The organism is Luteibacter mycovicinus (assembly GCF_000745235.1).
GTDB lineage: Bacteria > Pseudomonadota > Gammaproteobacteria > Xanthomonadales > Rhodanobacteraceae > Luteibacter > Luteibacter mycovicinus.
Genome location: NZ_JQNL01000001.1, coordinates 1,243,595 through 1,258,195, shown reverse-complemented (window position 1 = coordinate 1,258,195; position 14,601 = coordinate 1,243,595). Strand labels below are relative to the sequence as shown.

Below are 14,601 nucleotides of genomic sequence, written 5' to 3'. Positions count from 1 at the left end.
ATGACCACCCACGAATCCCGTCTGTGTACCCGCGCAGTCCGCGCCGGCATCGAATCCGACACTCAGCACGGCGCCGTCGTGCCGCCGCTGCACCTGTCGACCAACTATGCGTTCGAGGGCTTCGGCCGCAAGCGCGCCTATGACTACTCACGCAGCGGCAATCCCACCCGCGACCTGCTCGGCGAAGCGCTGACGGAGCTGGAAGAGGGCGCGGGCGCGGTCGTCACCGGCAGTGGGATGTCCGCCGTGGCGCTGGCGCTGGAGCTCGTACCCTCCGGTGCCCTCGTGCTTGCCGCGCACGATTGCTATGGCGGCACGTGGCGCCTGCTCGATGCCTGGGCGAAGAAGGGGCGCTTCCGTGTGCGTTTCGTCGACTTCACCGATCCGACCGCGCTTGCGGATGGCCTCGCGGAGAAGCCGGCACTGGTCTGGGTGGAAACGCCGTCCAACCCGCTGCTGCGTATCACCGACGTGCGTCACGTCGCGCAGGCCGCGCATGCCGTCGGCGCACTCGTCGTCGTCGATAACACCTTCCTGTCGCCCGCCCTGCAGCAGCCGTTGACACTCGGCGCCGACATCGTCGTTCACTCGACCACCAAGTACATCAACGGACATAGCGACGTGGTCGGCGGTGCGGTGATCGCCGCGGACCAGGCGGTCGCCGAGCAGCTGAAGTGGTGGGGTAACTGCAACGGGCTCACGGGGTCGCCGTTCGACAGCTTCCTCACGCTGCGTGGTGTGCGGACGCTGGCCGTACGCCTTCGTGCCCACGAAGAAAATGCTCGCCGTATCGCCGACCGCCTCGACGCACACGACGCCGTGTCGCGTGTGTTCTATCCCGGTCTCGCGTCGCACCCCGGCCACGCGCTGGCGCAGCGCCAGCAGAAAGGTTTCGGCGCGATGCTCAGCTTCGAGATCGCCGGCGGTACCGACGCGATCGAAGCCTTCGTCGATGGCCTGCGCTATTTCTCGCTGGCGGAGTCGCTGGGTGGCGTCGAGAGCCTGGTCGCTCATCCCGCCTCCATGACGCACGCGTCGATGGCGCCGGAAGCGCGCAAGGTCGCCGGTATTTCCGACAGCCTGCTGCGTCTCTCGGTCGGCATCGAAGATGGTGACGACCTGCTGGCGGATCTCGAAGCCGCGCTGGCGCGCGCGGCGGCGGTGGCGTCGGTCACCTCGAAACGCAAGGTCGGCGCGTGAGCGCCGTGGTCGCCGCTCCCCTCGTGGACACGGCGCCGCGCACGGCGGTCGTCCTGCTCGGCACCGGCGTGGTGGGGCGTGCCTTGCTGACCCTGCTCGCGACACCGGCGGCGCGTTCCCTGCGCCTCGTTGGCGCCGCGAACTCGAAGCGTCAGCACACGCATGCTGACGGCCTGGTCCCTGCCGATGTCGCGGCGTTTCTCGCCAAGGGCAGGGATGGTCGCGAAAACGCGCCACTTCTGGCCGCGCTCGACGCCACGGGCGCCGAACGCAAGGTGGTCATCGACGCGACGGCGTGTTCGATCGAGGCCAGCCGCCACGCCGAGTGGCTGGCGGCGGGTTACCACGTCGTCACCGCCAACAAGGCGCTGGCCGGGGGCCATCTGTCCGGTTGGCGCGCGCTTCAGGGCGCAACCGCGAACGGCAGCGTTTATGGCGACGCCGCGACGGTGGGCGCCGGTCTTCCGGTGCTGTCCACGCTAAGGCGCCTGCGCAACTGCGGCGACAGCCTGCTGACACTGGAAGGCGTGTTTTCCGGTTCGCTGTCCTGGCTGTTCAACCAGTATGACGGCAGCCGCCCTTTTTCGGCGTTGTTGTCGGACGCGCGGCGGCTGGGCTTTACCGAGCCCGACCCCCGCTCGGACCTTTCGGGCGAGGATGTCGCGCGCAAGCTGCTGATCATCGCGCGCAACGCGGGATTCGCATTGGGTACGGAAGAAGTGGAGGTTGAGAGCCTCGTGCCCGAGGCGCTCCGCGATCTCGATACCGCCACGTTCCTCGAGCGGCTCGGCGAGCTCGATGAACCGCTGCGCATCCGGCACGAGCAGGCGAAGGCCAACGGCAAGGTGCTGCGCTACCTGGCACGCCTCAACCAGCGCGGCCGGGCGCGCGTAGGCCTCGTGGAAGTGGGCCCGGAGCATCCCGCGTCCCGCCTGTCCGGCACCGACAACCAGTTCGCGCTGACGACAACGCGCTATCACGCGACGCCTCTGGTGATCCAGGGTCCGGGCGCCGGCCCCGAAATCACGGCGCAGGCGCTGCTGGGCGATGTGCTGGCACTTTAATCCCGTCGGATCGTTTTTCTCCGCCCGGTAGTCGGGATCAAAAAAAACGCCCCGAGGGGCGTTTTTTCGTTACCGGCGACCGGTGACTGCTTCGGCCTCATCCGCGCTGGGCGGAAGGACGGGGCCGCCGCCGGAGTCCTCGTCATGGTGGAAGCGCGCGGCTTCGACCATCGGGGTGCGCCAGCCGGAGGCGACGCCCCAGAAGTAGAAGATCACACCGATGACGGCGACCACGGCCAGGTCGTAGCCGTAGGGAATGAAGTCGCGGCCGCCGAAGGTCTTGCTGCCCGCCCAGGACACCAGCGCCAGGACCGGCAGGTAGACGATGAGCCACCAGGCACCCCTGAGGTGGCGGCTGAAATCTTCCCAGCCCGATTTGGCGGTGTAGTAGAAGTAGATCGGCAGGGCCACGACCATCAGCAGGATGATCTCGCCGGTGAGCGGCCACTTGGCCCAGTACAGCAGCTCGGTCGCGAAGATGAAGGCCAGCGCGGCGAGGATGGGCAGGCCGGCGATGCGCAGCGGACGCTTCAGTTCCGGCGCGGTGCGGCGCAGGGTCATGACGCTGACCGGACCGGTGAGGTACGAAATGATCGTCGACACCGAGATCACCGCGGCCAGGGTGCCCCAGCCGCGGAAGAAGAACAGGAAGATGAAGCTCACGACGAGGTTGAGCCACATCGCCGGGCGCGGGATACCGAAGCGCGGGTTGATATGGCCGAAGATCTTCGGCAGCTGACCGTTGCGCTCCATCGCGTAGATCATGCGTGCGGTGGTGGCGGTGTACGTGGCGCCGGTGCCGCTGGGGCTGACGAACGCATCGGCGTACAGCAGGATCGCCATCCAGTTGATCATCAGCGCCGTGGCGAGCTGGGCGAACGGCGAAGCGTATTCCAGACCCGCCCAGCCCTTGCCGAGCTGATCGGGCGGTACCGCGCCGATGAAGGCGACCTGCAACAGCACGTAGACCACGGTGGCCAGGAGGATCGAGCCGATCACCGCGAACGGCACACTGCGGCCGGGATTGCGCGCTTCACCCGCCAGATTCACGGGGCTCTGGAAACCGTTGAAGCTGAAGACGATGCCGGAGATGGCCACGGCGGTCAGGATCGAGGAGATGTCGATCGCGTGAGTGCCGCCATGCGCGCCGATGTCGAAGTTGCCGGGGTTGTAGCTCGTGGCGATTAGCGCGATACCGGTCGCGGCCGGAACGACGAGCTTGAATACCGTGATCGCCGTGTTGCTCTTGGCGAACAGCTTCACGCTCCAGAAGTTGAGGAAGAAGTAGACCATCACCAGCACCGCGGCGATCGCCAGGCCCGGCGGTGTCAGCTCACCGTGACCGGCGGTGACCACATACAGGCCCTTGGTCCACTGCGCCCATTCCCAGGGCCATGACGCCATGTACTGGACCGAGGCTTCGGCTTCGACCGGAATGACCGAGACGATGGCGATCCAGTTGGCCCAGCCGGCGATGAAGCCGACCAGCGAGCCGTGCGAGTAGTGGCCGTAGCGAACCATACCGCCGGATTCGGGGAACATCGCACCCAGTTCCGCGTAGGTCAGGGCGATGAAGAGAATGATGACGGCGCCGATGATCCAGGCGTAGACGGCGCCAGGGCCGGCGAGCTGGGCGGCGTGCCAGGCGCCGAAGAGCCAGCCCGAGCCGATGATCGAGCCCAGGCCGGTGAGCATCAGGGCGAAGGCGCCGACATCGCGGCGGATATGGTGATGTGACATACAGACTCCGGTCGGACGGGGCGGCGAGAATCCACCCCGGGGCGGCACAAGGGCCGGATAATGACAGCCCGGGCCGCAACTGTCAGCCATCGTTCCCCTACGTACACGGGGCGCCGCATCGATATACACTGGCCGACGCGGTAGGGCTAAAGGGGTTCGGATGCGTTCGAAGGTGGTCGCCAGCGGCATGTTGTTCTTTGCCTTGACGGTATGTGGCATTGCCGCAGCCGATGAGGCGTGGACCGACAAAGGCCGGCTGATCGATTCCGAGTCCTACGACCGCACCGCCAAGGGTTTTTACTTCACGCTGTACCCCGGTGAAGACCCGGTGGAGTCCGTGCGGCGCTGCGCCATGACCATGCGCGAACTGGGTCATCTGGCGTCGGTGTCGTGCTTTGCGTACACGAGCAAACAGCGCTTCGATACGCGCCGCGGAAAATTGAGAATTTGCTACACCGCCGTCGCCAACTGGTGGGGCGAAGACGAGCCGGTGAGAGTCGAAACGGTCGACCGGCTGCCGCGGGATTGTCCGGTTCGCTAGGGGCCTTTCCGCATTATCGCTTTGTTGGCTTTTCGCGCGCGGGGCGCGCTCCTACGGGGGCCGATCAGCATTCGATGACGTTGACGGCCAGACCGCCGCGCGATGTTTCCTTGTATTTGTCCTTCATGTCGCGTCCCGTGTCGCGCATGGTCGCGATCACCTTGTCCAGCGAAACGTGATGCTTGCCGTCGCTCTTGAGCGCCATACGGCTGGCGTTGATCGCCTTCACCGCGCCCATGGCGTTGCGCTCGATGCAGGGAATCTGGACGAGGCCACCGATCGGGTCGCAGGTCAGGCCCAGGTTGTGCTCCATGCCGATCTCCGCGGCATTCTCGACCTGGGTCACGCTACCGCCCAGCGCGGCCGTCAGACCGCCGGCCGCCATGGAACAGGCCACGCCCACTTCGCCCTGGCAGCCCACTTCGGCGCCGGAAATCGACGCGTTTTCCTTATAGAGGATGCCGATGGCGCCTGCGGTGAGCAGGAACTGGATGACGCCGTCTTCCGATGCGTTGGGGCAGAAGTGGCGGTAGTAATGCAGCACCGCCGGGACGATGCCCGCGGCGCCATTCGTCGGCGCCGTCACCACGCTGCCGCCGGCCGCGTTTTCTTCGTTCACCGCGAGTGCGTACAGGTTGACCCAGTCGAGGATGGTGAGCGGATCGCGCAGCGCGGCTTCCGGCTGCGCGCGGAGCTCGGCGGCCATGGCGGGGGCGCGGCGATTGACCTTCAGACCGCCCGGAAGCACGCCGGGCGAACGCAGGCCGCGGGAGACGCAGTCCTGCATGGCCTTCCAGATGGTCAGCAGACCCGCGCGGGTCTCCGCCTCGGGACGCCAGATGCCCTCGTTGTGCATGACCAGCTGGGCGATCGTGAGGTTGTGTTCCTTGCACAGCGAGAGCAGCTGGTCGCCGGTGGAGTAGGCGAAGGGTTGCTCACTGGTGTCGGCGACGATGCGGTCTTCCGCGGCTTCGTCCGGATTGACCACGAAACCGCCACCGACCGAGTAGTAGTCGCGTGTGGCCAGTTCGTTGCCGTCCGCATCGTAGGCCGAGAAGCGCATGCCGTTGGTGTGGAACGGCAGTTTCTGGCGCTTGTTGAAGACCAGATCGACCTTTTCGTCGAAGGGGATCTCGTGGCGGCCGAGGATCCGGATGCGCCGGGTTCCGCGGATGCGCTCGAGGGTCGCCGGGATGGTGTCCGGATCGACGCGATCGGGCCACTCGCCCTCGAACCCGAGCAACACCGCCTTATCGGTGCCGTGGCCGCGTCCGGTCATGGCCAGCGAGCCGAACAGCTCGCAACGCACGCGCGCTACGCGCTCCAGTACACCCTTCTCCTCCAGCCAGTGTTCGGCGAAACGCGCACCGGCGCGCATGGGGCCCACCGTGTGCGAGGAGGACGGGCCGATGCCGATCTTGAAAAGGTCGAAAACGCTGACTGCCATGGCTGGGGAAGGTTGGCTACGGGGATAGCCGGTTATTCTACGCCGCGACGCCCCTGGCCCCATACACCTGCGCATGTCCGACTTCACCTTGTTCCAGCGAGATGACTGCCACCTCTGCGATCAGGCGCTGGAGGTGTTGGCGCAGGCGCGGTTACCGGATTTTTCGTCGGTGTGGATCGATGAGGATGAGGCGCTGGAGAGCAGGTATGGGACGCGTGTGCCCGTATTGCGCCGGGGCGACGGGATGGAGCTGGACTGGCCGTTCGATGTGGCGCGAGTCAGGGCTTTCGCGGGTTGAATCGCCAGCGGGGCTGGCTCCTACCGGTGCAGGCGCCTGAGAATTTCCTCGCGCGCCTCGCGCAGGATGGAATCGCGGTCGAGTCCGGCCACGATATCCGCGACGGCGCGCTTCGCCCCGTGCTCACCCCATGATTTCCCCGTGATGAGGTAATGCTCAGCCGCCCGGCCGATCAGTACCGTCGCGTACCAGCCGAGCGCGCCCTGCGCCGCGGCGGTGACCACGACGGACACGCCGCCGCTGAGGCCCTTGAGTGCCGAGGCGACCAGCTGCATGCCCCAGACGGCCCCCATCAGTGCGGCCAGCTGCACCGAAATGGTCGCGACGAGTTTTCCGGATTCGCTCCGGGTCAGCGGCAGGCCGTAGACCCGGCCGAGCTGCACGACCATGGCGGCGTCCAGGCCGCCCGCCAGCAGCAGGTCGGCCACCGGTACCGGATTCAGGGCCACGGCCACCGCCTTGGCGACGCAATACTGGCGGATGACTCCGGACGCGACCTCACGACGCGTCGCGGCGACGCGCTCGCTGATCTGGTCGGTGAGCCGCCCGGCGAACAGCCCGGCGTTGATCGCCGAGAGCGTCTTGCCTTCCCGTTCGGCGATGGCCAACAAGCGTGATTTCAACGCCGTGACATCGGGCGGGCGCGGCTCGGACGACAGTCGCTCGTGGCCGCTGGCGTCGAGTTCGACGACCGACCGGGAGGACGGCTGGGCCGCCACGGCGATCACGTCCTCGCGCCGGACCAGTGTCGCGGTGTGCTGGCGCAGTCTCTCCAGCAGGCCGTCGCGCTCGTCGTCGCTGTAGCGATCGACCTTGTTCAGTGCGACCAGCAGCGGACGACGGGTGGTCGCGAGCGTGCGCAAGGCATCCCGTTCGTCCCGGGTGAGGTCGCCGTCGGCAACGAAGACGATGAGGTCGCTGACCTCGGCGACTTCAAAGGCGAGTTTCTCGCGCGCCTCGCCGCCCAGCTCGTTGATGCCGGGCGTGTCGATGAGAACGAGTCCCGCATTGGCGGCTTCGTCGAGGCGGGCCGCGTCGGCTTCCGTCGTCGTACCGTGCAGCACGCCGACGGTGAACGCCTCGCGGCCAAGCAGTGCGTTGCCCAGCGCCGACTTTCCCGCGGAAACGCGGCCGAACACGGCGACATGCAGTTCGTCGCGTTCCAGACGATCCAGCATGCTTTCGATGCGGCGGAAGTCCGCCGCCATCGCATCGCGCACGCCTGATGGGATCGACGGATCGTCGAGCAGTCCGCGCAGACTGGCCGCGACGGCGCCGCCGCGCTCGTCCGTCGCGGCAGCGCGAGGCACGCCGCGACGGAAGCGGTCGGAGAGACCGCGCAAGCGGTCGCGGAAGCCGCCCACCGTCGCCTTACTTCGGCAGCAGGTTGAGCGAACCGTTGACCAGTACCTCGTCGGCGATGGTCGAGGTGTCCTTGTAATCGCCGCTGCCCACGCCGAAGTCCAGGCGCTTCAGGGTACCGGTGACCGAAAGACGTGCGCCGCCGGCGTTGGGCGAGAACACGACCTTCAGTGCGACCGGCTTCGTCACGCCGTGCAGCGTCAGGTTGCCGTTGGCGATGACGTTGCCCTTGGCGTCCTTGCTGAAGCCGGTCGTGACGTAGTGCGCCGTGGCGAACTTCTTGACGTCCAGGAAATCGGACCCCGGCAGCGCGTTGTCGCGGTCGCTGTCGCCTGTCTTCGCCGTGGCGGCATCGACGGTCACGTCGAATTTCGACGCGGCGAGATTCGCGGCGTCGTAGCTGATCGCCGCATCGAACTTGCCGAACGTGCCGTCGAACTGCTGGCCCTGGAACTTGCCGCTGAAACCGAGCGTGCTGCCGGGGCCGACCTTGTAATCCGCGGCAGACGCGGCGAACGGCAGGGCCAGCGCGACGGTGAGGGCGGACAGGCGGCGGATCATCGGGTTCATGGCGTATCTCCGGGAGGGGTAGAGGTGTTCCGCTTTGCACGGCCGAACGGCAGCATGCGGCGGAGTGTGTCGTCGCGGTCGATGAGATGGTGCTTGAGCGCTCCGCCGACATGGGCGACGAGCACGGCCAGCAGGAACCAGAACAACCAGACGTGGACGGTGCCGAGCGTGTCGGACAGTCCGGGATTCTTTTCCACCAGCGCCGGCAGGTTGAACTGCTTGAAATACTGCAACGGAAAACCGTGCGCCGAATTGAACGCCCAGCCCGACAGCGGGATGGCGACGATGAGCAGGTAGAGCAAGCCATGTACCGCATGCGCGGCGATCTGCTGCCAGTGCGGTGCCGGCTCATCGGGTGGGCGACGGTCCACCGCGCGCCACATCAGGCGGAGCAGGAACAACGCCAGCACGGTGAGTCCGATCGACTTGTGCAGGGCGAACATATTGATCTTCTGCAGCGACGGCTTCAGGCCGTCCATCCAGAAAGCGAACGCGCCGTTGCCGAGGATCAGCAGCGCCATGACCCAGTGAAAGGTCTTGGCGACGGTGCTCCAACGGGAGGTGTCACTGCGCAGGGGCATCGGGGGTTTCCTTGTCGGAGCGGGTCTGGGCGTCGCCGCCACGGATGGCTTCGATCTCGAGCCATACACTGACGTCATTGCCGATGGAATTCTTGTTCGAAGTCATTCCGTACGCCGCGCGATCGAGCGTCACGGTGGACGAGAAGCCGGCCACGGTGTGCAAGCCGTAAATGGTCTTGCCGATACGGTTCACCCGGAACGGAAGATCGAGGGGCAGCGTCTTGCCACGCAGGGTGAGCTTGCCGTGGACGATGCCATCGTCGTCGGTTTTCTTTTCGACCGAGTCACTGACGTAATGCGCGGTTTTCGCGCGGTCGCTGTCGAGCAGTGACGCACCACGTACCGCCTTGTTCCACTCGGCGTCGCCCATGTCGACGGAGGCGAGATCGATGGTCGCGTCGACCGAGGACTTCGACCAGTCGTCCGGATCGAAGCGCACGGTGCCCTCGGTGACTTTCAGTCGGCCAAAGGATCGCGAGAAGCCGTTGTGCTCGACGTTGAACACGACCTGGCTGTGCACCGGATCGATCCGGTAAGCCGTGGTCGCGCCATGCGCATACAGGGGCGCGATCGCGAAGAGGACAGCTGGCAGGAAGCGGGCGTTTCGCATGAGGGGAGCCGGTTCCGGACGAGGGCCGCGCCGCGGCCGATACGAGGCAGTGTGGCCGAGCGGGCGTCGCTTGTCAGCCCGCCCGTCGCGAACGCATCGTTCACTTAACGATCCCGCAAGGCGTCGCCGGTGAGTTCGGCCAGCCGGCGGAGCCGCGAGCCGCTGGCGTCGCCGAGCAACTCACGCATGCGCTCTCCCGCATCGGCCTGGTCGAGGGTATGGCGTTCGGCAAGCGTGGCGGCCAGCGCACGGCCGAGGCTGTCGAAGATCAGGGCATAGGCGAAGGCGTGCAGCACGCCACCGCCCAGCGTTCCCAGCCCCGGAAACGCCTTGAGCGCGTTTCCGGCCACCGCAAGCACGATCGATGTGCCGGTTCGCAAGGTCATGCGGGCCTGTCGCAGGAGATTGTCGACGTCGACGTCGGTGACGTTGACGCCGTACAGGTCCGCCAGGGCCCGCACGAGGCTTGCCGCCAGAGCGCCCTGAATCACGAGGTCGGTGCCGGGTGCGACGGCGGCCATCGCGCCGACGATGGCGCGTCGCGCGTAGCGCGCGACGATACGATCGGCTTCCGCGGCTCGGTGGGCTTTTTCGTACTCACCGGTACGTTCGTGGACACGTGCGAGCACCGCGTTTTCGCGAAGCGCCTCGAGGCCCTGCGCACCCGGCGCGACAAGCCGCGCGATGGCGTCCACGAGGGCATCGACGTCAGGCTTGCGTCGGCGTGTGACGTCCTCGGTCGTGCCATCGGCGAGACGGCGGGTGAAACGCTCCTCGCCCCCCGCACTGATCGCGACGACGGCGTCGGGAATTCCGGTCGTCTGGCTGCGCACCTGCCGCACGATGCGCTCACGGTCTTCCGGCGACCACTGGTCCGCCTTGTTGATCGCAAGCACCAGCGGCTTGCCGAAGTCGCCCAGCCAGCGCAGTTCGTCGCCCTGCGTGCGCGTGAGGTCGCCGGCGCAGACGTACACGACGGCGTGCGCACGCAACGCCTCGTCGCGTGCCATGCGTTCGCGTGCGTCGCCGTCCGCTTCGGCCGAACCGGGGACGTCCGCGAGCGTCCATTCCCCACCGCGAGGCATGGCCCCCTCGAAGTGCGTCACCTCACGTGTCGTGCCGCCGCGCACGTCGCTGTCCGGGCGCGCGTCCGGTATCAGCGCGGCGATGAGCGACGACTTGCCCGTGGATATCTCGCCGAAGACCGCGACGTAGAGTTTCTCGCTGGCGCGACGCCGGTCGAGTTCGCCGAGTTCGCTGCGAATTTCCTCAACCTCGGAGCCGGATTCACGAAGCGTCTGCAGGCGCGCTTCCAGCGATGCACGGTCCGGTGCGACCACCGGTCCACGAGGTCTGCGGGGACGCAGCCACCAGAAGCCGACCGCGATGCCGCCGCCCGCGAGGATCGCGATGGCGATGCCCAGCAGCCAGCGCATGCCCTCCGGCAAACCCATGAAACGCTGGGCCAGCGCCAGTCCGCGGTCGATCGCCGCCAGCAGCAACCAGGCGAGGGCGGCGAAGCCGATGGCGGCGATGAGGAGGCGCAGGCGGCGTGACATGCGGCCATTCTACGGGCAAGCGCAGCGGTTCATGCCTACAGTCCGTCGGGACGTCAAGTCGTGCGGAAAGCTTCAGCCGCATGCCATGATCGGGTTCGAACCAGGAACCCGGCGTATGCACCACACGCTCTTCGCGAGATGGATTCTCGTGGTCACGATCCTCATGGGCGTGGCCATCCCCACATCGGCAGCCCTCACGACGGCGCCGATCCCCACCCCCCAGTTCCGCAGTTACGGCTTGCACGAGGGCTTGCCCAGCAGCAAGGTGCAGGCCGTGGTGCAGGATGCGCGCGGATTCATCTGGGTGGCCACCGCCGCCGGGTTGTCGCGGTTCGACGGCGTGGAATTCACCGTCCCGCGCATCGGGCCTCGCCGGGAACACGCGATGCCGACGGGCGGCTTGTCGGTGCTCTTCGTCGACCATGACGACAGGATCTGGATGGGCGGAGCCGAGACGGGTCTGGGCCGCTACGATCCCGACACCGGCGTCTTCGTGCAGTGGCGCGACGGGTTGACCAGCGACGACGTCCGCGCGATCGCGCAGACGCCCGATGGCGCTATCTGGGTCGGTTCGGCGAAAGGTCTCGATCGCATGCGCGCCGACGGAAGCGCCCCGGAGCGAGTGGGCGACCTCCGGGGCGGCGCGGTCAACGCATTGCATGTCGCCGACGACGGGCGCCTGTGGATTGGCGCAGATACCGGCCTGTTCGTGGCGGACAGCGACGGCAGGGTGTCGCCACGCGCGTTCACGGACGGCAGCCCGGTGCGCGTGCAGGGTATCGGGGGCGGCCCGGCGGAACTGCGGATCGCCACCGATCGCGGCCTGTTTCGTCTGACCGCCGACGCGCGTCCCGTGCGCGAACGCCGTGTCGCCGCAGGCAGAGTGTTCGGCACGCTGGCCGACAGTCACGGCATTCTCTGGATCGCATCGGCGCAGGGTCTCTCGATGCTCGACCGATTCGACCGGATGCATGACGTGGCTGGTTCCTGGACCGCCGCAGGCGGTCTCCCTGGCCGCACCGTGCGCGGCATGCTGGAGGATCGGGAGCACGGCCTCTGGTTCGCGCTGAGCGATGGCGGACTGGCGTATCTGGGTCCCTCGTGGGACGACTTCACCCGTTTTTCCCATGTCGCCACCGACCCGCACACCTTCCCCGGCCGCACGGTGACCGCGGTCGCGGCGCGCGAAGGGGGAGGCCTGTGGGTGGGCGGCTTGCGTGGGTGGATCCGCGGGTTCGATCCGGCGACCGGGCACACATCGCCCGGATTTGAACTCGGTGCGCCGCGCATCCAGTCGCTGCTCGCGCTGCCGGGGCAGCGGCTGCTGATCGGTACCGTGGACGGTCTCACCGTCGGCCGCGGACGAACCGCCCAGCCCGTTCTGCGCAGCACGATCGATCGCCCGGTCACGACCATGGCTTCCGGGCCGGGCGGTGACGTGTTCGTCGCCGCACTGGATGCCGGCCTGTTCCGGGTCGATGCCGACCTCGGCCATGCAGCGCGCGTTCGCTTCGCCGAGACGCCGAGGGGCTGGGCCGATACGCGCCAGATCGAAATGGTCGACGGCGACCTCTGGCAGGCGAGCCTGGCCGGCCTGGCCAGGCAGGACCGCGCGACGGGAGAGATGCGTTTCATCGAAGGCGTCGCGCGCGGGAGGATCAACGCGTTCGAACCTGACGGCGACGGCTTCTGGGTGGTCCGGCCCGACGCGCTCGAGCGGTTCCACTGGCAGGGCGCGAGCGCCGTACGCGACAGACACATCGGTGGCGCCGAAGGCTTCCCCTCCACCGAGATCCTCAACCTGCGTCGTGACCGTGGCGGACGGCTCTGGTTGTACGGTCAGACAGGCGTGTGGCGTTTCGACCCCGAGCATGGCCGCTTCCGCTCGTTCGGCATGGCCGACGGCCTTGCAAGCGGGGAGTTCACTCACGCCACCACGGTGCTGCTCGACGACGGCAGCATGTATGGCGGGACGCTCGCCGGCCTCGTCGGGTTTCGTCCCGACGCGCAGCGCGATCACGTCCGCCGCCCGACCATCACCGTACTGGGCGCGACGGTGTCGCGTCACGGTCGACGTGAAGTCCTGCCCATCGAAAACGGCACCCTGAACCTGGCGTGGGACGATCGCGAGCCGCGTCTCTCCGCGCGCGTCCTCTCGTTCGTCCACCCGGATCGCAACCACGTCAGGTTCGAGGTTCGCCGCGACGATGACGCCTCGCCCGTTCGGGTGGCCAGCGACGGGGAGCGCGTTTTCGAGGGTTTGCCGGCAGGCAGGTATGCCATGTCGATCACGGGCGCCGGCCGCGACGAGCTCAGCCCGGCGCTTCCCGCCGCCTTTGTCGTGGTGATGGAAGCGCCGCCATGGCAGCGCTGGTGGGCATGGGTCGGATACGCGCTGCTCGCGACGGCCGCGGTCGTCGCGGTGCTGCGCGGGACCCGGAGGCGTGTGCGTCAGGCGATGCGCATGCGGCTTGCCGAACATCAGCGACGCATGGCCGAGGAGGCGAGCGCGGCGAAGACGGAATTCATGGCGACCCTGGGTCATGAAATACGCACTCCCATGACCGGCGTGCTCGGCATGGCCGAGCTGCTGGCGCGTACGCCGCTCGATGACGCGCAGCGCGGCTATGTCGATGCGGTGCGGCGCTCGGGCGACACGTTGTTGCGTCTGGTCAACGATGCGCTCGACATCGCCCGCATCGAATCGCGGCGACTGGTGCTCGAGTCGGACTGCGTGTCCATGCGATCGGTCGCGGACGAGGTGGTGGCCCTCGCCGCGACGAGAGCGCGTGAGAAAGGACTCGCACTGACCGTCAGTGTGGACGCCGCCGTGCCCGCGACGCTGCGCGGCGACGCGGTCCGCCTGCGTCAGGTACTGCAGAATCTGGTGAACAACGCGGTGAAGTTCACGGAAGCGGGTGGGGTATCCGTCGCGCTGTCCGCATGCGCCGGCTCGCTCATCATGACGGTGTCCGACACCGGGCCGGGCATGTCGGCTGAACTTCGCGCCCGGCTGTATTCCCGGTTCGAGCAGGGTGCCTCCCCGCGGCGCGCGGAAGGATCGGGACTCGGCCTCGCCATCTGCCAGGAGCTGGTCGCGCTGATGGGTGGATCGATCGAGGTGGCGAGCGAACCGGGCTGCGGCACCCGTTTCACGGTGAGCCTGCCGATGCAGCCGTGCGCCTGCGCGGGTCACACCTGCATGCCCGCGCCCTCGTCGATCGGAACGCCGGGCGGGTGGCGCGTGCTGCTCGTCGAGGACGACCCCGTGGTTTCGGAAGTGATCGCGAACCTGCTCCGGGCGCGCGGCCATCTGGTCGCCGCGGTGAGCGATGGCCTCGCCGCGATGAGCGAATTGTCGGCCGGCCGCTACGACGTCCTTCTGCTCGATCTCGACCTCCCGCTGGTCGATGGCTTTCAGATCGCCCGGATGGTCCGCCGCATCGAAGCGATGGCGAGCCTGCCGATCGTCGCCGTGACGGCACGTTCGGCGGGGGACGAGGTCAGCGCGATACGCGAGGCGGGCATGGATGCGCTCCTACGCAAACCCATGAGTGGCGATGAGATGGACGCCGTGCTCGAGCGTGTGTGCAGGACGCCGCTCGCGGCGGCGTCCTGAGGTGTGGTGC

At 67.6% G+C, this 14,601-nt stretch carries 12 protein-coding genes; 5 read left to right on the top strand and 7 right to left on the bottom strand.

What is annotated here, in order from left to right; all coding sequences use genetic code 11:
* Both metB and FA85_RS05715 read left to right on the top strand, forming a co-directional pair.
* Positions 1 to 1,200 (top strand): cystathionine gamma-synthase, encoded by a 1,200-nt coding sequence (gene metB / locus FA85_RS05720; protein ID WP_036110939.1) that lies wholly within the window; start codon positions 1 to 3, stop codon positions 1,198 to 1,200.
* Entirely contained in the window at positions 1,197 to 2,264 is a 1,068-nt protein-coding gene (locus FA85_RS05715) for a homoserine dehydrogenase family protein (RefSeq protein WP_036110940.1), read from the top strand. The genes metB and FA85_RS05715 overlap by 4 nt, the downstream gene beginning before the upstream one ends.
* A gap of 69 nt (positions 2,265 to 2,333) precedes the next feature.
* On the opposite strand, the gene FA85_RS05710 is transcribed toward FA85_RS05715, so the two are convergent.
* Positions 2,334 to 4,004: an APC family permease gene (locus FA85_RS05710; RefSeq protein ID WP_036110943.1), complete on the bottom strand. Its 1,671-nt coding sequence runs from the start codon at positions 4,002 to 4,004 to the stop codon at positions 2,334 to 2,336.
* 160 nt (positions 4,005 to 4,164) lie between these two features.
* On the opposite strand from FA85_RS05710, the gene FA85_RS05705 reads away from it, so the two are divergent.
* Positions 4,165 to 4,545: a hypothetical protein gene (locus tag FA85_RS05705; protein ID WP_036110945.1), complete on the top strand. Its 381-nt coding sequence runs from the start codon at positions 4,165 to 4,167 to the stop codon at positions 4,543 to 4,545.
* Between the two features lie 64 nt (positions 4,546 to 4,609).
* Here the strand turns inward: FA85_RS05705 and FA85_RS05700 are convergent, their stop codons facing one another.
* Entirely contained in the window at positions 4,610 to 5,992 is a 1,383-nt protein-coding gene (locus FA85_RS05700; protein WP_036110946.1) for an L-serine ammonia-lyase, read from the bottom strand.
* Positions 5,993 to 6,065: 73 nt separating this feature from the next.
* Between FA85_RS05700 and FA85_RS05695 the strand changes: the two genes are divergently transcribed.
* Complete coding sequence (locus FA85_RS05695; protein ID WP_036110948.1) at positions 6,066 to 6,290, top strand: glutaredoxin family protein; 225 nt, start codon at positions 6,066 to 6,068, stop codon at positions 6,288 to 6,290.
* A 20-nt stretch (positions 6,291 to 6,310) separates the two neighbouring features.
* On the opposite strand, the gene FA85_RS05690 is transcribed toward FA85_RS05695, so the two are convergent.
* The 5 genes from FA85_RS05690 to FA85_RS05670 form a co-directional block, all read right to left on the bottom strand.
* The gene (locus FA85_RS05690; RefSeq protein WP_036110949.1) at positions 6,311 to 7,654 is read right to left on the bottom strand and encodes a DUF697 domain-containing protein; all 1,344 of its coding nucleotides are present in this window, start codon (positions 7,652 to 7,654) and stop codon (positions 6,311 to 6,313) included.
* A gap of 7 nt (positions 7,655 to 7,661) precedes the next feature.
* Positions 7,662 to 8,213 carry a YceI family protein gene (locus tag FA85_RS05685; protein WP_036117184.1) on the bottom strand — a complete coding sequence of 184 codons (552 nt, stop codon included), beginning with the start codon at positions 8,211 to 8,213 and terminating at the stop codon, positions 7,662 to 7,664.
* 5 nt (positions 8,214 to 8,218) lie between these two features.
* The gene (locus FA85_RS05680) at positions 8,219 to 8,803 is read right to left on the bottom strand and encodes a cytochrome b (protein WP_036110952.1); all 585 of its coding nucleotides are present in this window, start codon (positions 8,801 to 8,803) and stop codon (positions 8,219 to 8,221) included.
* A complete protein-coding gene (locus FA85_RS05675; RefSeq protein WP_036110954.1) occupies positions 8,787 to 9,413 on the bottom strand; it encodes a YceI family protein in 627 nt (208 codons plus the stop codon). Before FA85_RS05675 ends, FA85_RS05680 begins: the two co-directional genes overlap by 17 nt.
* 104 nt (positions 9,414 to 9,517) lie before the next feature.
* Positions 9,518 to 10,972 (bottom strand): GTPase, encoded by a 1,455-nt coding sequence (locus FA85_RS05670; RefSeq protein ID WP_036110957.1) that lies wholly within the window; start codon positions 10,970 to 10,972, stop codon positions 9,518 to 9,520.
* Positions 10,973 to 11,087: 115 nt separating this feature from the next.
* Here FA85_RS05670 and FA85_RS05665 point away from each other — a divergent pair, with 115 nt between their 5' ends.
* Positions 11,088 to 14,591, top strand: coding sequence for a hybrid sensor histidine kinase/response regulator (locus FA85_RS05665; RefSeq protein WP_036110960.1), 3,504 nt, complete (start codon positions 11,088 to 11,090; stop codon positions 14,589 to 14,591).
* Positions 14,592 to 14,601: the final 10 nt, after the last annotated feature.

Excerpts from the sequence above, each read along its gene's own strand:
- metB (WP_036110939.1), top strand. The coding sequence starts at position 1 with ATGACCACCCACGAATCCCGTCTGTGTACCCGCGCAGTCCGCGCCGGC.
- FA85_RS05710 (WP_036110943.1), bottom strand. The coding sequence starts at position 4,004 with ATGTCACATCACCATATCCGCCGCGATGTCGGCGCCTTCGCCCTGATG.
- FA85_RS05705 (WP_036110945.1), top strand. The coding sequence starts at position 4,165 with ATGCGTTCGAAGGTGGTCGCCAGCGGCATGTTGTTCTTTGCCTTGACG.
- FA85_RS05700 (WP_036110946.1), bottom strand. The coding sequence starts at position 5,992 with ATGGCAGTCAGCGTTTTCGACCTTTTCAAGATCGGCATCGGCCCGTCC.
- FA85_RS05695 (WP_036110948.1), top strand. The coding sequence starts at position 6,066 with ATGTCCGACTTCACCTTGTTCCAGCGAGATGACTGCCACCTCTGCGAT.
- FA85_RS05685 (WP_036117184.1), bottom strand. The coding sequence starts at position 8,213 with ATGATCCGCCGCCTGTCCGCCCTCACCGTCGCGCTGGCCCTGCCGTTC.
- FA85_RS05680 (WP_036110952.1), bottom strand. The coding sequence starts at position 8,803 with ATGCCCCTGCGCAGTGACACCTCCCGTTGGAGCACCGTCGCCAAGACC.
- FA85_RS05675 (WP_036110954.1), bottom strand. The coding sequence starts at position 9,413 with ATGCGAAACGCCCGCTTCCTGCCAGCTGTCCTCTTCGCGATCGCGCCC.
- FA85_RS05670 (WP_036110957.1), bottom strand. The coding sequence starts at position 10,972 with ATGTCACGCCGCCTGCGCCTCCTCATCGCCGCCATCGGCTTCGCCGCC.
- FA85_RS05665 (WP_036110960.1), top strand. The coding sequence starts at position 11,088 with ATGCACCACACGCTCTTCGCGAGATGGATTCTCGTGGTCACGATCCTC.